Consider the following 23,457-nt stretch of genomic DNA (forward strand, 5'->3'; position numbering starts at 1 on the left):
CCAAGGTTTTCAGGTCTGTCAACTCTCTCATTGCAATCAGGGGTTACGGGCGAGTGAATTAACCGTCGAGAGGGTCAATGGTCTGCCAGTAGCGGTCGTCTTCCGAGCCAGCCCGGTTCAGGTCGATCTGAATTCGATAGCGATCGGGGCGGTAGAGGGCTTGCAGGTGTTCAACCCCATTGCCGGCTTTATCGAACACAACCCGGGTGAGTGATATAAGGGGAGAACCTACTGAAACATCCAGAGCACGGGCCACGTCTTTGGTGGCCAGCGTTGCCGAAATGCTTTGGGAAGCGTGATCTACATGGACGCCGCTGCGTTCAAGCAAGACGAATAACGGGGTGCTGGCCAGGTCGCTTTCGCTGTAATTGAGCGCAATTCGTTCAGGGACGTTGGTGACCAGATAAGAAAAGGGTTTGTCTTCTGACAAACGCACCCGGATGGAGCGCTGGGTTCGATCGTTATCGCCGAGCCCGAGCCGTTCGCGAATCGTTTCAGACGGTTGCTCATACACGAACTCAAGCAGTCGAACCCGCGAGTTCTCACCCAGCTTGACCATGTTCGGCAGTAAATTGGAAACGCTCGCCGTCATCACCGTAGCGCCTACAGGGCGCTCGCACACGCGGGTACCAATGCCCGGTTTTCGGTAAATCAGGCCTTCTTCGGTCAGGGCGTCCATGGCCCGGCGAACGGTGACGCGCGACACTCGATGTTCTTCTGCCAGCTTCAATTCGCCAGGTAACTTGGTCCCGGGTGCCATGCGGCCATTCACGATCGCGTCTTTGAGCAGTAAAAACAACTGATGCGACTTGGTGCCGCCAGGTCCGCCTGAGTGAAGGGGTGCATCCATGGAAGTTCCTCGTTGACACTGAGACTGTCTTTACTTGACAGGTCACAGGTATAGCACATATAAATGTATTAAGTATAGTACATTAGAATAAGACAAAGGCTGCGGATGCCCGCTGCATCACCACGGCCGCTTTGGAGAGAATCCACTATGCCAATGCTTCAGGTCAACCTGCTTAAAGGCTATAGCCCGGAGATCAAGCACCGTCTGATGCGCGCGCTGACTGGCGTGGTCAGAGGCATCACCCAAGCCACACCCGACGCCATCACGGTTTGGATTCATGAAGTCGGGTCCGACCAATATAGCCGGGGAGGAGAGTCGCGCCAGCCAGGTGCGGGTGCTCCCGATGCTGCCGCCGTGGTCGCCGATTTTCTGGCTGCTATGGAGGCACGGGACCTCGAAAAGGCAGAAACCTATCTGGCGGCCGACTTCGTCATGTCGTTTCCCGGCAGCGGTGAACTCCGCTCACTGGCGCAACTGGTCGACTGGGCCAGGGGGCGCTACCGGTACGTCAACAAAACGATCATCGCGACCGATGTCGCCTTCGGCATGGACACCACCGTTGTCACCACGCACGGTACCCTGGCCGGCGAATGGCCGGATGGACGCGCTTTCAGCGGGGTTCGGTTCATCGACCGCTTTGAACTGCAGGCGGGACTTCTGGTTCGTCAGGACGTCTGGAACGATCTGGCCATTGCGAATGAGTAAGACCGCCGTGGATAGGCTTTCGACGCGCATGACGTGGAAATGGAACTCCGGCGCCGCCGGTTCCGACTGAGACACACTGCGACAAGCCGCCGTTGGCTTATCGCGCCTGTTCGCACATTACAATGACAATGCACTTATCTGGATAAAATGACTTATGACAGCAGACCAGAGCACCTCGCACGCTTCGAGCCTCAAAACTCGGTTACACCATCCTGATATCGTCGTCGCGCCGGGTGTTTACGACGCGTTGAGTGCCTCTCTGGCACAGCAGGCCGGGTTCGACACCGTTTACCTTTCCGGCGCCAGCCTGGCTTACACCAAGCTTGGTCGGCCAGACATTGGGTTGATGAGCTTGTCGGAAGTGAACGACACCCTGGGACACATTCGTGAACGCAACGACGTCTCCATCGTGGTGGATTGTGATACCGGTTTTGGTAACGCCCTGAACGTCATGCGCAGTGTGCGCCTGCTGGAACGTTCCGGAGCCAACGCGATACAACTCGAAGATCAGACATACCCCAAACGCTGTGGGCACCTAAAAGGAAAGAGCCTGGTCAGTGCCGGTGAGATGGCTGGAAAAGTTAAGGCTGCTGTTGATGCCCGCGACAGTGACCAGACGCTGATCATCGGTCGAACGGATGCCATTGCCACCGACGGTATTGATATCGCGCTGGAGCGGGCGCACGCCTATTATGAAGCCGGAGCCGATATGGTGTTCGTAGAAGGAATTCGATCAGCCGAGCAGATTGCCCAGGTGATGAACGCCTTCCAGGGTAAGGTGCCGATCATGGCCAACATGGTCGAAGGCGGGGACACTCCCTTGCAGGATGCATACTCGCTGCAGAAGATGGGGTTTTCCATGGTGATTTTCCCGGGGGCACTGGTCCGTGCGTTTACCTTTATGGCCAGCCGGTTTTTTGAAACCCTCAAACGGGATGGCACCACGGATAATTTTCGGGATCAGATGTTGAACTTTACCGAGTTGAACGATTATCTCGGCACTCAGTCCATGCTGGAACTGGGTCAGCAGTACGAAGACATTTCGCGCTAGGAGCAGAGGCAATGAATCGATCAGGAGGCGACGTATGATTACCACCGACAAGACGGCAAAAGAAATTTTCCATGAAGTGATGGCCAATCCGCAGCGCGTACCCTTCGGGTTTGGCAAGAAAGCGGTGCTGGTTAATGTGGATCCGCAAAAAGCCTATACCCGCACCGATTTGTTTAAGACCGCGTATGAACATGACCCCAACCAAATGACGTACGTCATGGACCTGGTAAAGCGCTTTCGGACACTCGGCTGGCCGGTCGTCTGGACGCATGTCGCCTTTATGGACAACGCCGATGACGCCGGTGTCTGGGGAACCCGAACCGACACACCGGATTCGCTGCAAAACATCAAGCACGGTTCAGAACGGGCCGAGTTTGATGACCGGCTCGACATCGACCCGACTACAGAGCCGATTTACACCAAGCGCATGCCATCCGCCTTTTTCGAAACACCGTTACAGTCACTGCTGGTCTGGCACCAGGTAGACACCGTGATTATTACCGGTGGTTCTACATCAGGCTGCATTCGCGCTACAGCGGTGGAAAGCCTGTCTCGCGGTTACCGAACCATTGTTCCGGAAGAGTGCGTGGCGGACAAACACGAAAGCTACCATTACGCGAATTTGACGGATTTGCATCTGAAGTACGCCGACGTGATGACCGTTGCAGATGTAAAAACCTGGCTGGATCAGGAAATCGCCAAGTAAAAGGGGCTCCGTATGATGGAATCACTGAACGCGTACGAGTATTACGCTTACGAGAACCGGCCTAAGATACGTTGGCCAAACGGTGCGCGAGTCGCGTTTTGGGTGGCACCCAATATTGAATTCTATGAATTGAATCCGCCACCCAATCCATCCAGAAAAGCCTGGCCGCAGCCGAACCCGGCTGTGCCCGGCTATAGTATTCGTGACTGGGGCAATCGGGTCGGCCATAAACGTCAGATGGACCTGCTGGAAAAATACGGCATACGCGGTTCGGTATCCTTATCGGTTGCTCTGTGCGACCACCACCCTGAAATCATTGCCGCCTGCCTGGAACGCGACTGGGAGTTTTTCAGTCATGGCATCTACAACACGCGTTACACCTACAACATGAGTGAGGATCAGGAGCGGGCAATGATCCGCGACAGCATCGAGACCATTCATCGCCACACCGGCCAAAAGTGTGCGGGGTATTTGGCGCCGGCGCTGTCGCATTCGGAGCACACCCTGGATCTATTCGCCGAAGTGGGCACTGAACTTTTCGGTGACGACGCCGGTTTTTACACCTGCGACCTGTTTCATGACGACCAGCCCACGCCGGTGCATGTACGGTCGGGAAAACGCTTTATATCCATGCCCTATTCGCTTGAGATGAACGACACCATTGTCTACGCCGTGAATAAGGTAGAGCCGCGTCACTACCTCAACATGCTTAAACGGCACTTTGATCGGTTGTATGAAGAAGGGGCCGAATCAGGCACGGTCATGTGCATTCCAACGCACAATTACCAGATCAGCTGTCCGCACCGGATCAAGGCGTTTGAAGAAGCGCTGGAGTACATCACCGGACATTCGGACGTGTGGGTGGCAACCGGGCGGGAGATTGCCGAGCATTATCTGGCCAACGGTTATGATGACGCCCGCACTGCGATCACCCAGCAAAACGGAGGGCAGCGCTGATGAGCTTGCCAGACGACTACCTCGACTACCCCTGGCGCCAGTACGGCAATGACCACAACCGCTACGACTGGTCGATGTTGACCGATCGCCCCCCGGTTCAGTGGCCCAATGGCAAACGACTGGCGGTGTGGGTGAACGTATCGGTTGAGTTCTATCCGCTCAACCAGCGCGGCATTCCGTTTAAAGTTCCAAACGGTATGACCATGCCTTACCCGGATCTGCGGCACTATTCATTGCGCGATTACGGCAACCGGGTAGGCATTTATCGCTTTCTGAAAGCCTTTGACCGATACAACATCACGCCCACCTTCGCGCTGAACGGACAGATAGCCGAGCGGTACCCAAGCCTGTTGAGTCGGCTAGCCGACACCGGTGCAGAGCTGCTGGCCCATGGCTGGAACATGGACCATCTGCACTACGGTGGGCAGGACAAAGCCGAGGAAGCGGAGCAGATCAAACGCACGCTCGACACGCTTCGCAAACACAGCAGTCAGTCCATCGAGGGTTGGCTGAGTCCGGCCAAGAACCAGAGTGAGAACACGCCGGATTTATTGACCGCTGAAGGCGTTCGATACTGTTGCGATTGGGTCAACGACGACATGCCATATCCCTTTCGAACCGAACAGGGCGACCTGATGATGATGCCACTGCCCACTGAGCTGGAAGATCAGTTCATCATTGGCAATAACCTGCATTCGGAAGATTCCTGGGTGCAACAGGTAAAAGACGCCTTCGATTTTCTGATGGAAGAGTCGGCCACTCAGGGTGGGCGGATGCTGGGCCTGAACATTCACCCCTGGATGATGGGGCAACCGCATCGCATTGGATGCCTCGAAGAGGTGCTGGAGTACATCTCCGGGCATGAGGCTGTCTGGCAGGCTGGTTCGGGCGAAATACTGACGGCCTTTCAGGCACAACAGGGTTCAGGTCGCGAGGCATCGTCATGAGTGCAGTTCACACCGGGGCTGAATCGACAGATTTCGACTTCAGCATGCCGCTGGTCATTGTCGGCGCCGGTGCCTGTGGGCTGGTGGCGGCACTGGCGGCCAGGGAAGCCGGCATTGAGCTGGTGGTGCTTGAGCGTGATGCCTTTCCCCGGGGCAGTACCTCCATGTCATCCGGGTTTGTGCCCGCTGCAGGCACCCGCTTTCAGACGGCCGCCGGTGTCATTGACTCTGCTGAGGTGATGGCCCGCGACATTCAAAAGAAGAATGGTAACGAAGCTGACCCGGCCATTGTGAATACCCTTGCCGAACAGTCTGCGAGCATCATCGAGTGGCTGGCCGACCGTCACAATATTCCGTTCGAACTGGTGCAAGGGTTTTTGTACCCGGGTCACAGCGCCGAACGCATGCATTGCACGCCTCGCCGTACCGGCGAAGAGTTGATGGGCGCCTTGCTGACAGCCGCTGAAAACGCGGGTATCGACATCATTACGGATGCGCTGGTGACGGATCTTTACGCGAATACCGACGGTCGGATTACCGGCCTGACCTATGAACAGCCGGATGGCTCTCGTGAAACGTTGGGCTGCGATACGCTCTTGCTCGCTTGCAACGGGTATGGCGGCAATCAGTCTCTGGTCAAACAATACCTGCCACAGATGGAACACGCTCTGTACTACGGGCACGAGGGAAACCAGGGCGATGCCCTTCGCTGGGGCGAGCAACTGGGGGCCAGTCTGAAAGACCTGGGGGCTTTTCAGGGGCATGGGTCGCTCGCTGATCCACCGCAAACCCTTGTTTCCTGGGCGGTAATGATGCAAGGCGGTATTCAGATCAATATTCACGGTCAGCGCTTTTCCAATGAACACGGCGGGTATTCCGAGCAAGCCGCCAAGGTACTGTCGCAGCCGACTCAATACGCGTGGAATGTCTACGATGACCGTATTCATGATTACCTGACCCGGTTTGAGGACTATCAGAATGCGATGACAACGCGATCGGTCAAGACTTTCGAATCCCTTGAAGACATGGCTCGTGAATTGGACATGGAACTGGCCGTCCTACAAGCCACATTTTCTGAGATGGCGAGTCTGGCCGAGAGTGGCCAGAGCGATCGGTTCGGGCGCACCTTTGCGGCGCAGGATCTGCTAAAACCGCCTTACTTCGCCATTCGGGTAACCGGAGCCCTGTTCCATACCCAGGGCGGGCTTGAGATCACCCCCGACGGCCGGGTGCTTGATGAAACCGGTGGCGTGTTGCCGAATCTCCTGGCAGCCGGTGGCGCCGCACGCGGTGTCTCTGGCAGTAACGACACCGGGTATTTGTCGGGTAACGGGTTGTTGCATGCCATTGTGATGGGTGGCATTGCCGGGCGGACGGCAGCCGCGATGTTGGCTGACCCGCGTTGACAGTGTCGCCATCAAGGCGAACTCAATGGGAACCAGCAAACAGGGCCAGCGCTGACAACGCAGGCTCTTTTTTTTAACCGACGCTGGCGGTTCTATTCAGATAAATCCACCTGTGAAACCCCGTTTTTCTGACTACACTGCCCTTTGTCGGGTTGCCCGGCCACGTAGCGCTCATTCGAGCCTGCCTCTGCAAACGAACACCAGGGAATCAACATGTTACTACCCATTCTTGCCATCGTCTTCGGCCTAATTCTGCTCGTCTGGAGTGCCGACCGTTTTGTCGACGGCGCGTCCTCAACGGCGCGTCATTTCGGCATGCCGCCGTTATTGATCGGTATGGTCGTGGTCGGCTTTGGCACCTCCGCCCCGGAAATGGTGGTCTCGGCGCTGGCCGCCAGTCAGGGAAACCCGGGCATCGCCCTGGGTAATGCGTATGGCTCGAACATTACCAACATTGCGTTGATTCTGGGCGTTACCGCGTTGATCAGCCCGATCGCCGTGCACTCTCAGGTACTGCGCAAAGAGCTGCCTATTTTAATGGCGGTCACCGTGCTGGCAGCCTGGCAAATCTGGGACGGAGAATTGACCCGGCTGGATGCACTGGTGCTGGTGGCCGTGTTTGCAGGTCTGATGGGCTGGACCATTCGGCAGAGTCTGCATCAGCCAACGGATGCGCTGGCGAAAGAAGTGGCGCAAGAACAGCCGACTAAACCCATGCCGCTCAAGCGTGCGCTGATGTGGTTGGGCGTCGGGCTCGTATTGCTGATTGTCAGTTCCCGAATTCTGGTGTGGGGCGCCGTCTCTATTGCTCAGAGCCTGGGCGTGAGCGATCTGATTATCGGGCTGACCATTGTTGCCGTTGGTACCTCCCTGCCTGAATTTGCCTCTTCAATCATCGCTGCGCGCAAAGGCGAGCATGACATTGCCATCGGCAATATTATCGGCTCAAACCTGTTCAACACCCTGGCGGTGGTCGGCATCGCGGGTTTGATCGGCCCGTTGGCGGTTGGCCCGGAGGTGTTCTCGCGAGACATCATGGTTATGGCCGGTTTGACCCTGTTGCTGTTTGTATTCGGTTATGGTTTGCGTGGGCCGGGTCGAATAAACCGGTTGGAAGGTGGGGCTTTGTTAGCTGCCTACATGGCGTACACCGGTTACTTAGTCAGCACTGTGTTCAGCTGATTGAGACGTTTTCACAAGGCTGGCGCAGGCATCCGATTGAGGTCGGCCTTGGTCATCTCACAGCCAACCCTTGTGCTTAAAAAACCAGTACGGCGCAATGCCGGAGGCGAGCATAAGCGCCAGAGCCATCGGGTAGCCCAGCATCCAGTTCAATTCTGGCATGACATTGAAGTTCATGCCGTAGATGCTGGCCACCAGGGTGGGTGGCAAAAACACCACCGCCGCGATGGAAAAGGTTTTGATGATCTTGTTCTGATTGATGTTGATAAACCCCTGGGTGGAATCCATCAGAAAGTTGATCTTGTCGAACAGGAAACTGGTGTGAGTCAGCAAGGTCTCGATGTCGTGCAGCACTTCATTGCACAGTTCCGAGCTGGAGAGCCGGCTGCGCACCTGGCGTTGCAGGAAGGTCAGTGAGCGTTGCGTATCCATCAGACACAGGCGAATTTTACCGTTGCTGTCTTCCAGCTTGGCCAGTTGGTCAATGGCCCATTCCAGGTCGGAATCCTCTTCTTCCAGAACCACTTTGCTGACGCTTTCCAGGTCCCGGTGAATGTCCTCAATAAAGTCTGCCAGGTTCTCCACCTTCTGTTCAAAGATGGTCATCATTAACTCGGACGGAGAGGAGGCTTCTACCTGGCCACGCCGGGCACGCAAACGCAACAGGCGAAAGTCGGCGAGCTTGCCTTCGCGCACTGTGATCAGACGTTTGGGTTGCAGAATAAACGCGACCGTCGCAGTTTTGTGCCGGCCTTCCGAGTGGCTTAAAAACAGGGAGTGAACGTGAACGCCCTCGTCGTCTACAAAGTAACGGGCGGACGATTCAATTTGTGACACATCACTGCTTTGTGGCAAGTCCGAACGCAACAGCGCATTGATCAGTTCCCGCTCGCCAGAGTCGGGTTCGTGGGCGTCCAGCCAGTCGGCACCGGCGATGGTCTTTTCAGTGAGTTCATCGTTGGGTAACTGGTGAATGGTGTTCTGGTCGAGCTTAAACAGTCGCAACATGATGCAGAATCCTGAGCGTCATACGGGTATCTCTACTGTACCGGGAACCCCGTTCAAACTCACCCCTGGCGAGCCGCCAATGCATGACTATGTGGTCTTGGTACCATACCGGGTTGGTCAGGGAAGAGCGTTACGAATCGCTGCCCTGAGGGTTTCGATACGAACGGGTTTCGGAATGAAGCCGTTCATGCCGGCATCAGAACAGGCCCGGCGCTCTTCATCAATAACCGCTGCCGTGAGCGCGACAATGGGCAGAGTGTAGCCCAGTGCGCGAAGTTTTTGGGTGGCGGTGATGCCATCCATCTCTGGCATGTTGATGTCCATTAACACCAGATCGAAGGCTTTTTCCTGAATGCGGTTGATCGCGGCCAGCCCGTTATTCACCACCTCCACATCGGCCTCCAGGAATTGAACCATGCGCCGTATGATGATCTGGTTGGCCGGGTTGTCTTCCGCCACCAGAATGCTCAGCCCGCCAGGTATGCCAAACTGCGGCGTCTGGTCTGAGTCTGCGCTGCTTTGCACCATACTCACCGGCAGGTGAACGCTGACCTCGGTACCCTGACCCGCCTGGCTTTCGATGTGAAAGCGGCCGTCCATCAGTTCCGCCAGTGATTTGCACACCGACAACCCAATGCCCGAGCCTTCATGCCCGCGGTTGCGCTCCGGGCTGATCTGGTAAAACGGAATGCCGACGTTGGCCAGTTTTTCTTTCGGAATACCTATGCCGTTGTCGCTCACCCTGAAGTTGACGATGCCGGTGTCCGGCGTTTTTTGCTCGTAATGAACCGCCAGCTCCACTTTACCGCTGTCGGTAAATTTAATGGCATTGGTCAGCAGGTTGGACAGTATCTGACGAATGCGCGCCGCATCGGCCAGAACGAGGCCGGGCAGATTGTCGTCGACCACACAACAATACTCGAGGTGCTTGTCTTCCGCCTGCTGTTGCACCAGTACAAAGGAATCACGAACGGGTTCCCGCAGATTGCAGGGGGCCAGATCAATATCGAGCCGGTTATTCTCGATCTTCGACAGATCCAGAATATCGGCGGTCAACCGTTCCATAGCGGCGGCAGAGCGCTCCACCAGGTCGAGGTTTTCGAGCAATTCCGGGTCCTGGCTGCGGGCGCGCAGCAATGAGACGGTGCCAACAATGCCGTTCAGCGGCGTGCGCAGTTCGTGGCTCATGTTGGCCAAAAACAGGTTCTTTGCCCGGTTGGCTGATTCCGCTTCTTCCTTGGCGTGAGCCAGAATGGTTTCGGCTTCTTTTATGTCATCGATGTTGCGCGAGGAACCAAGCAGGTACTGGTTACCCTCGTGCCACACAGGCACCAGCATGGTGTGGAAGTAGTGAACCGAGCCATCGGGGGCGACCCCGGCCTCTTCATAATAAATGGTTTTGTCTTCACGCTGGCATTTGCGGTAGCGTTCAATCTGCACCTTGTGATCCGGCAGGAAATCGGCAACCCGGGTACCCCTCAACTGATCACTGGTTACACCAACGGCGGATTCTAGCACCGGGTTGATGCTGTGGATGAAAAAGTCATCGTCTTTCACCAGAATCAGGAACATGGTGTCCCGGGTGTTTTGCCACATTCCCCGGAAAAAAAGCTGCTCAATGATGTCCATGTTCAGCTTCTTCCCAGTAAGACAACGGCTGGTACGGGCCGGGGTACCCCATAGGCAGCAACGCAGCCCGATAGGCCGCCAGAATACTGGGTGTCAGCAGCTGGGGAACGGCACTGAGCCCAATCAGGTGCAGGGTTGGTGCTGTCGGGCTCAGGTAGTCATTCAGGGAGGCATTGGAGAAGGGCACGCCGTCTTCGGTAACCCAGCACAGGCTATCTGGCCCGACGGCCAGGGGGTGAGCCAGATCGTCGCGCCAGGCCATCATCGATTCGTTCAAGGCATAGAGTGTCAGCCCCGGCTGGCCAGCGCTGGCCATGCGCACCTGGGTAATATCAAAGCCCTGGGCCGTGTGGCTGTCGACCTGGGTGAGCTTGCCGGTATAAAGGCAACGCATCCTGCTGCCAAAGTACTGTTGTAAGGCGGGTACTGGGTCTGCTCCCAGTGCGCGTACCTGTTTCAGCAGGCGGCCGACGTCCATCGCCTGGCCAACCGAGCCTTGCACCGCCACTTTTCCCAGCTGGCCGGCGGTCGAAGGCCAGGTGGCAAAGGCACCGCTTGAGCCGAAACTGGCCTCGCTGACAATGCCGCGCGTCAGCGCATCGGCTTGCTCTGGCGTTTGCACGGTAAGCTGGGCGGTGACCTGATCGGTCTGGGTTTCGGTTTCGTTACCCAGCAAATAAGGCTGTGTGGGCGCGACGGCATTAAAGGTACTCATCGCCAGCGTAGACATGGCCCGGCCAGCGCCGTCGCCATTGAGCACAGGTATGCCCAGTTGCGCGGCCGCCATCATCGGGATCAGGCTGTTCATGGGGCCGGTTTCGCCGGGAATCAGACACTCGATCGAGTAACCCAGGGCCTGTTCCAGGGCTTCGATCATGCGTTTCGGTGCGATGGTAAAGGGGGATTGAACCGACTCGGCCGCGTTGGGCGAGCCAATACCGGCGGTGGTTGCCACCCGGTAATTGCCAGGTATTTCAGCCCATTCCACCAGCGTCGGGTTCATGCCTTGCTGCTTCATGGTGGCCAGCAGGCTGCGCGCCAGTGGCAGCGGGCCACCGCCGCCGCTGCCCATAAAGGCGGCGCCTTCGATCAGGTTGTCCAGGTCGTCAAAACTCAGTACGGTCGGCATCCCCATCCTCCGGGTCATTATTGTGGTTACGCTGGTCATGACTACTGCAGGCAGGTGCCCGGTTTTGGCCTCTCTAGGCACAGCGTATTAATGGGTGCTTTGGTCAGTTTAGGGGGATGTGGCGTCTGGTACTAGTGGAAAAACACCAGATAATTGTGAAGTATCACTTTTAGTTAATAATAGGGGCAGGGGCTCGCCGTAAATGGGTTAACATCAGCGTATGTCTGACGTCACACAACCTCTGTCCCGGCCGCTGGCCATAACCATCCTGCTGTCGGCGGCCTGTTTGTTCGCCGCCAATCACGTTGCCGCTCGAGTGGCGTTCGATGATGGCACCGGCGTGTTACTGGCCATTCTGACGCGTGGCAGTATCGCTTTTCTGATGATGGTTAGCCTGGTGATCGCGCAACGACACCGCCTGGTAATACCGGCTGGCAAACGCCGCTGGCAATTGATATTGGGCGTGATGATCGCCGGACAAAGCCTGTGCCTCTATTCCGCCGTGGCGCGTATTCCCGTTGCGGTGGCTCTATTGCTGGTGAACACCTGGCCCATTCTCTATGCGTTGCTGACTTGGGCACTGGGTGGACGGCGGCCTAGCGTTCGGTTCACCGCGATTATGGTGGTGATACTTATTGGCCTGATCATGGTGCTGGATCTGGGCACCTGGCTATCCGACCCCACAGCCATGGGGCCGGACTGGTTATCGGGTGTGGTGTTGGCGGAAACAGCGGCCTTGTTTTTTGCCGTGGCTATCTGGGTCACCGAGAACCGGCTTTCCCGTCTACCAGGAGCCGTTCGCAGTGTTTTTACGATGATGGCTGTTCTGGCACTCATGGCGGTAGGTGGCCTGCTGGGCATTCTGCCTGGCGGTCTGGATTTGCCCCAAAGTCAGTCCGGCTGGGTTGCCCTGGTCAGCCTGGCCGCTCTTTATGGCACCGCCTCAACGGTGTTGTTTGTATTGGTGCCCAGGCTCAACATGTCTAGAAATGCCCCGGTAATGAATTTGGAGCCGGTGGCATCGCTGTTGTTTGGTTTTGTGGTTCTGGGGCAGGTACTCGCCCCGGTTCAGTTGGTAGGCGGGGCCGTCGTGTTAGGTGGCATCGTTTGGTTGAGCCTGATGCGCAAGGCATGAGTCCGACTAAAACAACCCATAACGCAGGCTGATCACCACAAGGGTAGAAGCGCCGATGAGCATATTCATTGGCAGTCCGACTTTCAGGTAATCACTGAACCGGTAGCCGCCCGGGCCCATGACCATGAGGTTGGTCTGGTAGCCGAGTGGGGTGGCGAAGCTGGCCGAGGCGGCCATCATCACGCCGATGATGAAGGGTTCGGCCGCGACGTTCGCGGCACTGGTAATCGAGAGCACAATCGGCACCATCACCACGGCTGCGGCGTTGTTGGTGATGATTTCGGTCAGTACCGATACCGTGAAATACACCATGATCAGCATCAGTAAGGTGTCGCCGCCACTCAGTGACACCAGCCACTGGGCGATAACTCCGGCGGCACCGGTTATCTGCAGCGCGTTGCCGAGCGCGAACGAGGCGGCAATGGTCAGCAATACCGGGGCATCGAGGCTTTTCTGAATCTGGCTGACGCGCAGGCAGCCGGTGGCGATCATGGCCGAGGCACCCAGCAGCGCAGCATTGAGAATGCTGAGCAAGCCGAAGGTGGCGCTTAACACCACAACAGCCAGTATCACCCAGGCGAGGCCCGCTTTATCGTGGCGCGGCCGTTCGGTTTCGAGATCGTTAATCAGCAGGAAATCCTGTGCGTAGTGCTGGCGGCTCACAAAGGCGGGCCGGGCTTCCAGCAACAGCACATCGCCCGCTTGCAGCCGAATATTGCCCAGATTCCCCTGTACCCGTTTCCCATGGCGGGCCACGGCCAGCACCACGGCGCCAAAGCGGTCCCGAAAGCGGGCATCGCGAATGGTCTGGCCGATGACATCAGACCGGGGCGACAGAGCCGCTTCAACCAGACGACGCTCGGCCCGGTGCTGGTCGAGGCTGGGTTCGTCATCGTGGGTGGAAGGCACAATGCCCTGAATGCGCAGCAAGTCGGAAATGGCCTGAGTTTCACCGGCAAACACCAGACGGTCGCCACCCATCAGTCGTTCTTCAGAGGGCACCGCCGTCACCACGCTGCCCTGGCGTTCAATTTCGACCAGGTACAAGCGGTCGAGGTTACGCAAACCGGCCGAATCAACGGTTTTGCCCACCAGAGGCCCGGTCGGGTTCACCCGCACTTCCAGCGTAAACTCCCGCAGTGAACCAAATTTCTGGGCATCCTGCCGCTCCGGCAGAACCCGGGGAAAGACCCAGATAATGGCGACCAGGCCAATCAACGCCACAGGTAAGCCAATGGCGGTAATGGAAAATAGCGACAGCGAGGTATCACCGGTCAGGTCCCGATACAGGCCGTTGACCACCAGGTTGGTACTGGTACCCATCAGCGTCAGGGTGCCACCCAGAATGGCGGCATAGCTCAGCGGAATCATCAGTTTGGACGGAGCAATGCCTATACGGCGGCACCAGGCGTGAATGGCCGGAATCAGCGTTGCAACAACGGGCGTGTTGTTCAGAAAGCCACTGAGCAGCGCCACCGGGAAGATAATGCGCGCCTGGGCGCTGCGGGTAGAGGCGGGCCGGCCCAGAAAGCGGTGCACCAGCACATCCACTCCGCCCGAGTTATGAATGCCGGCGGCGACCACAAACAGGGCGGCCACGGTCATCACGCCGGTGTTGCTGAAACCGGCCAGGGCTGCTTCGGGGCTGATAATGCCGCTGGCGCTGAGCACAATCATCACCGCCAGCATCACCCAATGCGGCGCATAACGACCGCTGGCCATCGCCGCCAGGGCGAACAGTGCCAGTGCAATGGTGGCGCAGCCTTGCCAGGTCATTCAGGGGGTGCTCCCGCTCGGAAAACCCCAAGAGTAACCAAGGCCGATGATTCTATAAATGAATTAAAAAGAATCTATAACTAACTATTAGATATAAGGAGTTGTTTTATAGATGCTCAAGCCTGAGCAAGGAGACTAGCACGGGGCACCGGGTGTGCCCCTGTGGGGGAGTCCGCAGCAGGGATGCTGCGGTCTAGGCTCCATGGACGGATTCACGCCGACCCCACAGGGGCATACCCGGTTCCCCGTGCGGATTAAGGCACAACACCGTCATTCGCTCGAAACTGAAGCCACTTCGGCTTTTTTGCGCTTGATCACCGGGTAGGCCACTGCTGTCAGGTGGGAACAGATGCGCTGCATATCGCGCAGTACGTCGATGAAGATCTGAGTCGACAGAAGGTTTTCCGAGTGGTGGCCGCCCAATTGGTCGAGGTGAGCATGGCGCGCGGCCATGATTTCGGTACGGTAATGGCGCTTCACTGCGAGCAAATCCTGGGCGAGGGTCAGGCTATCGCTCGTAAACACCGCTTGCGACAGACGAAACGCATCGACCAGCTCATCGTGCAATCGGTTGAGCACGGCTTTTTCTTCAGCATCGAATTCCACATTGTTGCGCACTTTGGTGCGCGCCTGGTGCATCAGACTGGCATCGATGATGTCGCCAATGTGTTCCAGGTTGGTCATGTAGATGATGATTTCACGGCGCAGCGGTTGTGTCGAATGGGAATGATCCGACTTATCGATCGACAGAATGTAATTCAGGGCCTCGCGATGCAGCCGGTCGATGTCGTCGTCGAGTTCACTGATCTGGCGGGCCAGATCCTTGTCGTCAAACGCATCCATGCTGTTGTTCAGCATGCGAAACACAACATCGGCAATGTGCATCGCCTCGTTGCGCACGTTGGCGATTGCCCGGCGCGGATTGTGAATATCGTCGATGGCGAGATAAATGGGCATCTCGTCTTCCTGCGACAAATCGGTGCCTTCTTCCTCGCCGGGGGCAGTGCGGCTGATCAGCGGCAGCAACCAGGGTAGGAACAGCAGGAGCAGCAGACCGTTGATCAGATTCAACAGACTGTGCGCGACGACAATGCCAACAGAGCCGCCGGGCAGGAAGTCGCTCAGATGCCCGGCCGTCAGCGTCAAAATCAGCAAACCAAGTACCATGGCGATACCGCGGAAGATCAGATTGCCGATCACCACCTGTCGGCCCTTGCGGTTCAGTGACCAGCCGGCGACCAGCGCGGGCATGGCGCCACCGAGGTTCGCACCCAGCAACATAAACAGCCCCGCATTCATGCTGATCGCATCGTCGCTGACGAATTGGGCAATCAGCAACACGCTGGCCAGGGTGGAGTGAATCAGCCAGGTCAGAATGGCCAGCATGGTAATGGCCAGCGCCGAGTCGGATTCTACCCGGTTGATGATCAGCGTCGTGATATCGCTGTGGCTCAGCATCGAGGTGGACTGGCCAATCAGATCAAGGGACAGCAACACCAGGCCAACACCAATGGTAATGCGTCCGGTGTGTTTCCAGGCCCTGCTTGTGCTGTTTTTGAAGAAGACAAAACCGAGCAGTACCAGCGGTAACGCCAGCGCCTGAACATCGAGGTTGAGCAGAAACGCCGCCAGGCTGGCGCCGAATTCAGCGCCGAGTACGGTGGCCAGTGCCGCCGTAAGCGTCATCATGTTGGAGGCGGTAAACCCGCCGACCATCAACACAACCGCCGTCGAGGATTGCAACAGAAACGCCGCGCTGACACCGCTGCTGAAGGCGAGTGGGCGATTGCGGGTGGTTTTACGCAGCAGACGTTCCATGCGGCTGCCCAGCAGCCGGCTGAAACCGGTTTGGACCATGCGTATGCCCCACAGCAGCAGGGCAATGGCGCCGGCCAGTTGAATCAGAACTCCCATGTTCCGTTATTGTCCCAATGTTGTTGCCTGGCCTTTGGTTGCCAGCCAGGTCTGTATCAGTTCAGTAACCCCATCGCCCGAGGCAGAGGGCGTTATGGCTTTCGGGTGGTGCGTCATGTGCTCAAGGTGTCGGGCAATATTGGCAACGCCCACCGAGTTCGGGAAAAACTCGAACATGCTTTCATCGTTGGGGGCATCGCCGACGAAGACGACCTGTTGTTGCATCTGGGTATCGGTCAGCTGCCATTGCTCGGCCAGCATGCGGCGAGCCATGGCACCTTTATCGAAGGCACCGCGCCAGACGTTGATGTGGATCGAGCTTTTTTTCACGCTGAACCCAGCCTGGCGCAGTGAGTGTACCACGGTGTCGGCCTGCACCGGAGTCAGACGAGCGTCCTGATTGTAATCGATCGCGACATCGACGTGCCGGAACGACTGGTCTTTAGCGTACTTCACCTCAAATGGCAGCGCCAAATTATCGACCGTCTGCACAATGGCTGCCTGGTCCGCCCGGTGGGTCGCCAGGTCCTGCCAGTAGTGCCAGCGCGTGCGTTGTTCCGGGTCTTTGACAATATAGAAGCCACCGCTTTCGCCAATCACACCGGCCACCGGCCAGGTACGAATGATCTGGTCGCACCAGCCGGCGCAGCCACCGGTCACCGGAATGATATGGATGCCGGCATCGGCCAGTGCCCAGAGTGCCTGGTAGGTTTGCGGCAGCAGTCGGCCGTGGGTGGTCAGGGTGTCGTCGACGTCGGTTAACAGGAACCGCGCCTGGCTAAAATCCAGAGTTTTCATTCGGTGGGGGTGACCTCTGTGTCAGTAGGTGCTGCGTGCGAATCATCGGCCGGGTTGCCGGTTTCAAAAACGGTCAGTGCGGTGGGTCGCCAGTCGGCCCGGCCGTCGGGGAGTTGATCGGTCACGAACCAGTCCAGGGCGGTAAAGGGCGTAACCCGGGCCAGCGCCTGGCGTTCCCATTTGCTGGCATCGGCAACCAGCACCCGGTGCCGGCTGTTATCCAGAATGGCGCGGCTGATCTGGGCCTCGCGCATATCGAAATCCATCAGGCCACGCTCCGGGTCGAGGCTGCCGGTGCCGATGAGGCCATAGTCGGCGTAGTAATCGGAAAAGAAGCGGGTGGTTTCCTGGCCGACCACATCGTGGTCGTTGTGGCGCAACTGACCGCCGGAGACGATGACATCGATGTTGGGACAGCTGCACAACAGCGAGGCAATGTTGAGGTTGTTGGTCAGCACCTTCAGCCCCTGATGTTGCGACAGTTCCCGCGCCACGAACTCCAGGGTGGTACCGATGCCCAGAAATACCGAGGAGTTGTCCGGAATCATCGCCGCGACTTTGCGGGCAATGGATTGTTTGGCGAACTGGTTCAGCACCTGGCGCGAGGTGAACGACAAGTTGGATACCGACGAGGGCAGGCTGACGCCACCATAGCGGCGTCGCAACAGCCCGCTCTCGCACAGCTGGTTGATGTCGCGTCGAATGGTTTGCGGCGTTACCCCAAACCGGTCGACCAGGGCATCCACTTCAAGATGCTCCTGCAGCTGTGCCCAGTCGAGAATGGCTTGTTGGCGTTCTGTGATTTTCATCGGCTCACGGTTCCGGTGCAAAAACAGGGTTCAGGCTGGCCACAACGGTCGCCAGTGACCCCTTGTGGTGTTACCGGCTGGCGCCGAGCAACAGTGGGTCGTCGGTGATAATACCATCAACACCCAGCTGCAGAAGGTGCGCTGCCCGCTCAGGCTCGTTCACGGTGTAGCAATACAGGTCGAGACCGCTGGCGCGAATCTGGCGTACCTGCTCTAGCGTAAGATAACGGTGGTCACAGTGCACACTCACCAGATTCAGCTCTTCCGCGATCTCTGCCCAATCGTTGGGAATGCGCTCCCACAGGTGGCCGCATTGCCAGTCAGGCCGCCAATGGTGCAACAAATTCAGCACCTCGGAGTTGAAACTCGAGATCAGCAGTTTGTCTGTGTCGCGCCACTGAGTATCCAGCACCTTAATGGTATCGAACACAATTTGCTCGGGCGTGAACTCCGGGTAGACCTTGATCTCCAGGTTCAGGCCGAGCCCCAGTGTTTGTATATGATCCAGCGCCTGGCTCAGGGTCGCTATGCGTTCCCCGCTGTAGTCAGCCGAAAAATGGCTGCCGATATCCAGCGCTTTCACATCTTCCCAGCGCTGGTCGCACAGCCGGCCCCGGGCCGAGGTCAGCCGGCCGAGCTGGTCGTCGTGAAACATAACCAGAGTGCCATCACCCAGGCGGTTGACGTCGATTTCCACCCAGGGTGTGCCGATCTCGTGGGTTTTGGTCATCGCCCCCAGGGTATTTTCCGGTGCCAGTAACGAGGCACCGCGATGAGCGATCAGGCGGCTGGCAATCATGAACCCAGCCTCTTGCCGGTGGCCTTTTCAAACAGGTGGCACCGCTCCCGGTCGACGCGCAAGGGCAGCCGGTGGCCGCGCTTGAATTGCTGTTTGCCAGGCTGCTCCGAGGTGATCAGCGCTTCCGTGCCCGGAAAATAGCCGTACAACAGGGTATCCGCACCCAGCGGTTCAATCATGTCGACGCTGAGCGTGAAGTCGGCTTCGGCTTCCTCGCAGGCTTCCATGTGTTCCGGGCGAATACCCAGCACCACGTCGAGGTCGTGCGCATCGCCAGGCAGATTCGGGTCGTTCAGTTCCAGCACCACATCAGGCGACAGAGTCAGCCGGTTGCCGTTCAGACTGGCGTCGAGAAAGTTCATCGCCGGTGAACCGAGAAAGCCTGCCACGAATTGCGTGGCCGGCTTTTCGTAGAGTTCGATTGGCGGGCCAACCTGTTCGACGTTGCCTTCGTTCATCACCACCAAACGGTCAGCCAGGGTCATGGCTTCAACCTGATCGTGCGTTACATAAATAGCGGTGGTCGCAAATTCCTGCTGCAGGCGTTTGATCTCGATGCGCATCTGTACCCGCAGTTTGGCATCGAGGTTCGACAGCGGTTCGTCAAACAGAAACACCTTGGGGTTGCGCACAATGGCGCGGCCCATAGCAACGCGCTGGCGCTGCCCGCCGGAAAGCTGGCCGGGCTTGTTATGCAGCAAATTGGTGATTTCCAGAATCTCGGCGGCTTTCTCGACCTTTTTCTGAATCTCGTCTTTGGGCACTTTACGGTTTTTCAGGCCATAGGCCATGTTCTGAAACACCGTCATGTGCGGGTAGAGTGCGTAATTCTGGAACACCATGGCGATATCGCGCTCAGAGGGTTCCAGATCATTCACGCGCACCTCGTCGATGTAGAGGTCGCCACCGGTAATGGTCTCCAGCCCGGCGACCATGCGCAACGAGGTGGATTTACCGCAACCGGAAGGCCCAACCAGCACCAGCATTTCGCCATCGGTAATGTCGAGGTTCAAATTCTCAATCGCCTGATGACCGTTGGCGTAGGTTTTGTTGATGTTTTTCAATGACACTGTGGCCACGTTCAATCCCCTTTATTTTTCCTGCTCTATCAGGCCTTTGACGAATAGTTTTTGCATGCCCAGCACCACAATAACCGGTGGCAGCATGGCCAGAATGGTGGTGGTCATGATGATGTTCCACGGAATGTTGCCTTCACCGGCCGACATCAGGCGTTTGATCACCATGACGATGGTGTAGTAATCCTCATCGGTGGTAATCAGCAATGGCCAGAGGTACTGGTTCCAGCCGTAGATAAACAAGATGACAAACAGGGCAGCAATGTTGTTGACCGACAAGGGCAACAAAATATCCTTGAAGAACTTGTACGGGCCGGCGCCGTCTATGCGTGCCGCTTCCATCAGCGAGCTCGGCACCGACATGAAAAACTGCCGGAACAGAAAGGTTGCCGTAGCACTGGCGATCAGCGGAATGGTCAGGCCGGCATAGGAATTCAGCATCCCCAAGCTGGCGACCACTTCATAGGTTGGCAGAATGCGGACCTCCACTGGCAGCATCAGCGTCAGGAAAATCAGCCAGAAGCAGGTTTTGCGAAACGGAAACCGAAAGTAGACGATGGCGTAGGCCGATAGAATGGAAATCACAATTTTACCGACGGCGATTACCATAGCCATGATGAAACTGTTCCACATCATCCAGGAGGCCGAAACGCTGACACCGAGCACGCGCTCTTCGTTAGACAGCACACGTCGGAAGTTGCCAAACCCTTCCTCGCCAAACCACAACGGCATCAGACCAGAGACAAATTCGCTCGACGAATTGGTGGAAGCCACCAGGGCAATCCAGATCGGGAAGCCAATAATAAACACACCCAGAATCAGAACCAGGTGCCGGGTTACGGTAAGCCAGGGGCGATTCTCAACCATCAGTATTGCACCTTCTTCTCAACGTAACGGAACTGAACAACCGTCAGCGTAATCACAATAATCATCAGAATGACCGACTGGGCCGCCGAGCCGCCAAGATCAAGCCCGACAAAACCGTCTTCGTACACCTTGTACACCAGTGTCTTGGTCGAGCTGCCAGGCCCGCCGAGGGTGGTGGCGTGAATCACACCGAAGGTTTCGAAGAAGGCATACACAATGTTCACCACCAGCAAGAAGAAAGCAGTAGGCGAAAGTAGCGGAAACACAATTTGCCAGAAGCGTTTGAACGGACTGGCGCCATCGATGGCCGCCGCTTCAATCAGCGAGCGGGGAATGGCCTGCAGGCCTGCGAGGAAAAACAAAAAGTTATAGCTGATCTGCTTCCAGGCCGAGGCAATCACCACCACCGTCATCGCTTCACCGGAATTGACGTAATGGTTCCAGTCATAACCGAAGGCGTCCATCCAGAACGGCAACACACCCATGGAAGGGTTAAACATCAGCCACCACAACACGGCAGCAACAACCGGTGCCACCGCATAGGGCCAGATCAACAGCGTTTTATAGGCGGAAGCGCCTTTCACCACCCGGTCGGCCATGGCGGCTAGCAACAGCGCGAGAATCATACCGACCAGTGCGACCATGGCGCTGAATACAAAGGTAACGCGGACACTGTTCCAGTATTCCGGGTCTTCCAGCAAATAGATGAAATTCTCGAACCAGACAAACTCCACCGAGAAACCAAAGGCATCTTCAATCAGAAACGATTGATAGAGCGCCTGACCCGCAGGCCAGATAAAAAACACCAGCGTGATAATCAGCTGGGGGGCAAGCAAAAAAAAGGGCAGCACTTTATGGCTGAAAACCGCATTGTCGTGCATGGTTTGGCTCGTTGCGCAAAAGTGAAAAAGGACGCCGTCATCCTATGAAAAATAATTGGGTGCCGGCGTTAAAAGGAGCTAGAGGGCTCCATTGCTGTTTCATGCAGTCTCAAGTATTAAGCTTCGCCGAGGAGACAAGCGGCGGGTGCCGGATGTACCTCTGTGGGGTAGTCCGCAGCAGGGATGCTGCGGCCTAGGCTCCATGGACGGATTAACGCCGACCCCACAGGGGTACATCCGGTGGCCAGTGCGGACCAATGCCACCCAGGCAAACCCCAACTCGAACTTGAGTTGCAACGCTACATTATCGATTGGCGCGTTCGAAGCGGCGCAGCTGGTCATTGCCGCGATCGGTTGCGGTGTTCAGCGCTTCTTCAGCCGTCGCTTCGCCGTTCCAGACGGATTCGAGCGCTTCATCGATGATGCCGCGAATCTGCGGGAAGTTACCGAGGCGCAGGCCGCGTGAATTGGCCGTAGGCTCAACAGAGGTCATCTGGTTGATGGAGGTATCGGTGCCCGGGTTTTCACGGTAGAAACCCTGTTCTTTCGTCAGCTCAATGGCTTCATAGGTAACCGGTAGGTAACCGGAGAACTGGTGCCAGTCGGCCTGAACTTCCGGCAATGACAGATAGTCAAAGAAGGCTGCAACCGCCTCGTAGTTGGCATCGTCATGGCCGCGCAGTGTCCACAGGGTGGCGCCACCGATGATGGTGTTCTGCGGGGTGTCGATGACTGCTTCCCAGTACGGCAACTGGCTCACGCCGAATTCAAACTGGGCATTGCGATTAATACCGGCATAACCAGCGGAAGACTCGGTGTACATGCCGCATTCTTCACTGTAGAACTTGGCAGAGCCTTCATTGGTGCGGCCGGAATAGCTGAAAATGCCTTCCTGCTGCCATTCGCCCATTTGCTCGATGTGGGCAATCTGAACGTCGGAGTTGAACACCAGCTCGGTGTCCATGCCGCCGAAGCCATTGGCTTTAGTGGCAAAAGGCACGTTGTGACGAGCCGACAGGTTTTCCAGGTGAATCCAGGATTGCCAGGCCGTGGTGAAGCCACAGTCGTAACCGGCTTCCAGCAGCTTGTTGCCGAACTCATCCATTTCTTCCCAGGTGCGCGGGCCGCGATCGGGCAGGCCAGCCTCGGCGAACATGGCTTTGTTGTAGTACAGCACCGGCGTCGAGCTGTTGAACGGCATGGACAGCATGTTGCCATTTTCATCAGCGTAGTAGCCGGTAACACTGCTCAGATAGTCTTCCTGATTAAAGCCGTCGCTCAGCTCATCCATCATCTGGTACATCGGGTAGATGGCGCCTTCAGCGGCCATCATGGTGGCGGTGCCGACTTCATAAACCTGCACGATTTCTGGCTGTTCACCGGAACGGAAGGCCGCAATGGCGCCGGTCATGGTGTCGTTGTAGTTGCCACGGTAGGTGGCATTGACCACGTAATCGGACTGGGAGCCGTTGAATTCAGCAACGATCTCATCGACTTTCTCACCCAGGGCGCCGCCCATGGCGTGCCAGAGTTCGATTTCGGTGGCCGCAAAAGCCTGGCTTGCGCCCAGGGCGCTGACCGCGAGGACTAACAGTTTCTTGTTCATCAGACGTTCTCACTCTTTTTAGTGTGACTTGAGTTTGTTGTTCATGTTTTTTCGAACGAGCATTAAAAATAGCATCGAACGAAAATAATTGACAAGCGAATTCGACCATACAGGCAGAAAATGACAGTTTTATGATCGTTTGAGATTTATTTTCATCGCTTTATACATCTTGTGGTTCGAACGAACATGACAGCGAAAATGCGCTGAACAGCGTCGACTTCGTTCA

21 protein-coding genes are annotated in these 23,457 nt (G+C 56.9%); 8 read left to right on the top strand and 13 right to left on the bottom strand.

Annotated features, from left to right (window positions below):
- Positions 1-58: 58 nt before the first annotated feature.
- On the bottom strand, positions 59-850 hold the full coding sequence (locus tag ACHUE7_RS03290) for a GntR family transcriptional regulator (protein ID WP_394168714.1): 792 nt from the start codon (positions 848-850) through the stop codon (positions 59-61).
- A gap of 147 nt (positions 851-997) precedes the next feature.
- Here ACHUE7_RS03290 and ACHUE7_RS03295 point away from each other — a divergent pair, with 147 nt between their 5' ends.
- The 7 genes from ACHUE7_RS03295 to ACHUE7_RS03325 all read left to right on the top strand — a co-directional run bounded on the left by ACHUE7_RS03295 (position 998) and on the right by ACHUE7_RS03325 (position 7,804).
- The gene (locus ACHUE7_RS03295) at positions 998-1,555 is read left to right on the top strand and encodes a tautomerase family protein (RefSeq protein ID WP_394168715.1); all 558 of its coding nucleotides are present in this window, start codon (positions 998-1,000) and stop codon (positions 1,553-1,555) included.
- A gap of 154 nt (positions 1,556-1,709) precedes the next feature.
- Positions 1,710-2,606: an isocitrate lyase/PEP mutase family protein gene (locus tag ACHUE7_RS03300; RefSeq protein ID WP_394168716.1), complete on the top strand. Its 897-nt coding sequence runs from the start codon at positions 1,710-1,712 to the stop codon at positions 2,604-2,606.
- A gap of 34 nt (positions 2,607-2,640) precedes the next feature.
- Positions 2,641-3,312, top strand: coding sequence for an isochorismatase family protein (locus ACHUE7_RS03305; protein WP_127556687.1), 672 nt, complete (start codon positions 2,641-2,643; stop codon positions 3,310-3,312).
- Positions 3,313-3,324: 12 nt separating this feature from the next.
- Entirely contained in the window at positions 3,325-4,269 is a 945-nt protein-coding gene (locus ACHUE7_RS03310) for a polysaccharide deacetylase family protein (RefSeq protein WP_394168717.1), read from the top strand.
- Positions 4,269-5,216 (top strand): polysaccharide deacetylase family protein, encoded by a 948-nt coding sequence (locus tag ACHUE7_RS03315; protein WP_394168718.1) that lies wholly within the window; start codon positions 4,269-4,271, stop codon positions 5,214-5,216. The genes ACHUE7_RS03310 and ACHUE7_RS03315 overlap by 1 nt, the downstream gene beginning before the upstream one ends.
- Positions 5,213-6,622 (top strand): FAD-dependent oxidoreductase, encoded by a 1,410-nt coding sequence (locus tag ACHUE7_RS03320; RefSeq protein ID WP_394168719.1) that lies wholly within the window; start codon positions 5,213-5,215, stop codon positions 6,620-6,622. Before ACHUE7_RS03315 ends, ACHUE7_RS03320 begins: the two co-directional genes overlap by 4 nt.
- 213 nt (positions 6,623-6,835) lie before the next feature.
- On the top strand, positions 6,836-7,804 hold the full coding sequence (locus ACHUE7_RS03325) for a calcium/sodium antiporter (protein WP_394168720.1): 969 nt from the start codon (positions 6,836-6,838) through the stop codon (positions 7,802-7,804).
- Between the two features lie 57 nt (positions 7,805-7,861).
- Here the strand turns inward: ACHUE7_RS03325 and corA are convergent, their stop codons facing one another.
- The 3 genes from corA to ACHUE7_RS03340 form a co-directional block, all read right to left on the bottom strand.
- Positions 7,862-8,812 carry a magnesium/cobalt transporter CorA gene (gene corA, locus ACHUE7_RS03330; RefSeq protein WP_394168721.1) on the bottom strand — a complete coding sequence of 317 codons (951 nt, stop codon included), beginning with the start codon at positions 8,810-8,812 and terminating at the stop codon, positions 7,862-7,864.
- 117 nt (positions 8,813-8,929) lie between these two features.
- Entirely contained in the window at positions 8,930-10,441 is a 1,512-nt protein-coding gene (locus ACHUE7_RS03335; RefSeq protein ID WP_394168722.1) for an ATP-binding protein, read from the bottom strand.
- On the bottom strand, positions 10,428-11,570 hold the full coding sequence (locus ACHUE7_RS03340; protein WP_394168723.1) for a DUF917 domain-containing protein: 1,143 nt from the start codon (positions 11,568-11,570) through the stop codon (positions 10,428-10,430). The genes ACHUE7_RS03335 and ACHUE7_RS03340 overlap by 14 nt, the downstream gene beginning before the upstream one ends.
- A gap of 220 nt (positions 11,571-11,790) precedes the next feature.
- On the opposite strand from ACHUE7_RS03340, the gene ACHUE7_RS03345 reads away from it, so the two are divergent.
- Positions 11,791-12,705, top strand: a complete 915-nt coding sequence (locus ACHUE7_RS03345; protein ID WP_394168724.1) for an EamA family transporter — start codon at positions 11,791-11,793, stop codon at positions 12,703-12,705.
- A gap of 6 nt (positions 12,706-12,711) precedes the next feature.
- Here the strand turns inward: ACHUE7_RS03345 and ACHUE7_RS03350 are convergent, their stop codons facing one another.
- The 9 genes from ACHUE7_RS03350 to ugpB form a co-directional block, all read right to left on the bottom strand.
- A complete protein-coding gene (locus tag ACHUE7_RS03350; protein ID WP_394168725.1) occupies positions 12,712-14,481 on the bottom strand; it encodes an SLC13 family permease in 1,770 nt (589 codons plus the stop codon).
- A gap of 270 nt (positions 14,482-14,751) precedes the next feature.
- A complete protein-coding gene (locus ACHUE7_RS03355; protein WP_394168726.1) occupies positions 14,752-16,395 on the bottom strand; it encodes a Na/Pi cotransporter family protein in 1,644 nt (547 codons plus the stop codon).
- Positions 16,396-16,401: 6 nt separating this feature from the next.
- The gene (locus ACHUE7_RS03360; RefSeq protein WP_394168727.1) at positions 16,402-17,193 is read right to left on the bottom strand and encodes an HAD-IIB family hydrolase; all 792 of its coding nucleotides are present in this window, start codon (positions 17,191-17,193) and stop codon (positions 16,402-16,404) included.
- A complete protein-coding gene (locus ACHUE7_RS03365; protein ID WP_394168728.1) occupies positions 17,190-18,002 on the bottom strand; it encodes a DeoR/GlpR family DNA-binding transcription regulator in 813 nt (270 codons plus the stop codon). The genes ACHUE7_RS03360 and ACHUE7_RS03365 overlap by 4 nt, the downstream gene beginning before the upstream one ends.
- Before the next feature lie 70 nt (positions 18,003-18,072).
- Entirely contained in the window at positions 18,073-18,801 is a 729-nt protein-coding gene (locus ACHUE7_RS03370; protein WP_394168729.1) for a glycerophosphodiester phosphodiesterase family protein, read from the bottom strand.
- The gene (locus ACHUE7_RS03375) at positions 18,798-19,880 is read right to left on the bottom strand and encodes a sn-glycerol-3-phosphate import ATP-binding protein UgpC (protein ID WP_394168730.1); all 1,083 of its coding nucleotides are present in this window, start codon (positions 19,878-19,880) and stop codon (positions 18,798-18,800) included. The genes ACHUE7_RS03370 and ACHUE7_RS03375 overlap by 4 nt, the downstream gene beginning before the upstream one ends.
- A 12-nt stretch (positions 19,881-19,892) precedes the next feature.
- Positions 19,893-20,744 carry a sn-glycerol-3-phosphate ABC transporter permease UgpE gene (gene ugpE, locus ACHUE7_RS03380; protein ID WP_394168731.1) on the bottom strand — a complete coding sequence of 284 codons (852 nt, stop codon included), beginning with the start codon at positions 20,742-20,744 and terminating at the stop codon, positions 19,893-19,895.
- On the bottom strand, positions 20,744-21,625 hold the full coding sequence (gene ugpA, locus ACHUE7_RS03385) for a sn-glycerol-3-phosphate ABC transporter permease UgpA (protein ID WP_127556672.1): 882 nt from the start codon (positions 21,623-21,625) through the stop codon (positions 20,744-20,746). The genes ugpE and ugpA overlap by 1 nt, the downstream gene beginning before the upstream one ends.
- 304 nt (positions 21,626-21,929) lie before the next feature.
- Entirely contained in the window at positions 21,930-23,231 is a 1,302-nt protein-coding gene (gene ugpB, locus ACHUE7_RS03390; RefSeq protein ID WP_394168732.1) for a sn-glycerol-3-phosphate ABC transporter substrate-binding protein UgpB, read from the bottom strand.
- Positions 23,232-23,457 lie beyond the last annotated feature (226 nt).

Origin of the sequence: Saccharospirillum alexandrii (genome assembly GCF_043641555.1) — a bacterium.
Taxonomy (GTDB): Bacteria; Pseudomonadota; Gammaproteobacteria; order Pseudomonadales; family Natronospirillaceae; genus Saccharospirillum; species Saccharospirillum alexandrii_A.

Coding starts and splice junctions, on each gene's coding strand:
- ACHUE7_RS03290 (WP_394168714.1), bottom strand. CDS start 850: ATGGATGCACCCCTTCACTCAGGCGGACCTGGCGGCACCAAGTCGCAT.
- ACHUE7_RS03295 (WP_394168715.1), top strand. CDS start 998: ATGCCAATGCTTCAGGTCAACCTGCTTAAAGGCTATAGCCCGGAGATC.
- ACHUE7_RS03300 (WP_394168716.1), top strand. CDS start 1,710: ATGACAGCAGACCAGAGCACCTCGCACGCTTCGAGCCTCAAAACTCGG.
- ACHUE7_RS03305 (WP_127556687.1), top strand. CDS start 2,641: ATGATTACCACCGACAAGACGGCAAAAGAAATTTTCCATGAAGTGATG.
- ACHUE7_RS03310 (WP_394168717.1), top strand. CDS start 3,325: ATGATGGAATCACTGAACGCGTACGAGTATTACGCTTACGAGAACCGG.
- ACHUE7_RS03315 (WP_394168718.1), top strand. CDS start 4,269: ATGAGCTTGCCAGACGACTACCTCGACTACCCCTGGCGCCAGTACGGC.
- ACHUE7_RS03320 (WP_394168719.1), top strand. CDS start 5,213: ATGAGTGCAGTTCACACCGGGGCTGAATCGACAGATTTCGACTTCAGC.
- ACHUE7_RS03325 (WP_394168720.1), top strand. CDS start 6,836: ATGTTACTACCCATTCTTGCCATCGTCTTCGGCCTAATTCTGCTCGTC.
- corA (WP_394168721.1), bottom strand. CDS start 8,812: ATGTTGCGACTGTTTAAGCTCGACCAGAACACCATTCACCAGTTACCC.
- ACHUE7_RS03335 (WP_394168722.1), bottom strand. CDS start 10,441: ATGGACATCATTGAGCAGCTTTTTTTCCGGGGAATGTGGCAAAACACC.
- ACHUE7_RS03340 (WP_394168723.1), bottom strand. CDS start 11,570: ATGCCGACCGTACTGAGTTTTGACGACCTGGACAACCTGATCGAAGGC.
- ACHUE7_RS03345 (WP_394168724.1), top strand. CDS start 11,791: ATGTCTGACGTCACACAACCTCTGTCCCGGCCGCTGGCCATAACCATC.
- ACHUE7_RS03350 (WP_394168725.1), bottom strand. CDS start 14,481: ATGACCTGGCAAGGCTGCGCCACCATTGCACTGGCACTGTTCGCCCTG.
- ACHUE7_RS03355 (WP_394168726.1), bottom strand. CDS start 16,395: ATGGGAGTTCTGATTCAACTGGCCGGCGCCATTGCCCTGCTGCTGTGG.
- ACHUE7_RS03360 (WP_394168727.1), bottom strand. CDS start 17,193: ATGAAAACTCTGGATTTTAGCCAGGCGCGGTTCCTGTTAACCGACGTC.
- ACHUE7_RS03365 (WP_394168728.1), bottom strand. CDS start 18,002: ATGAAAATCACAGAACGCCAACAAGCCATTCTCGACTGGGCACAGCTG.
- ACHUE7_RS03370 (WP_394168729.1), bottom strand. CDS start 18,801: ATGATTGCCAGCCGCCTGATCGCTCATCGCGGTGCCTCGTTACTGGCA.
- ugpE (WP_394168731.1), bottom strand. CDS start 20,744: ATGGTTGAGAATCGCCCCTGGCTTACCGTAACCCGGCACCTGGTTCTG.
- ugpA (WP_127556672.1), bottom strand. CDS start 21,625: ATGCACGACAATGCGGTTTTCAGCCATAAAGTGCTGCCCTTTTTTTTG.
- ugpB (WP_394168732.1), bottom strand. CDS start 23,231: ATGAACAAGAAACTGTTAGTCCTCGCGGTCAGCGCCCTGGGCGCAAGC.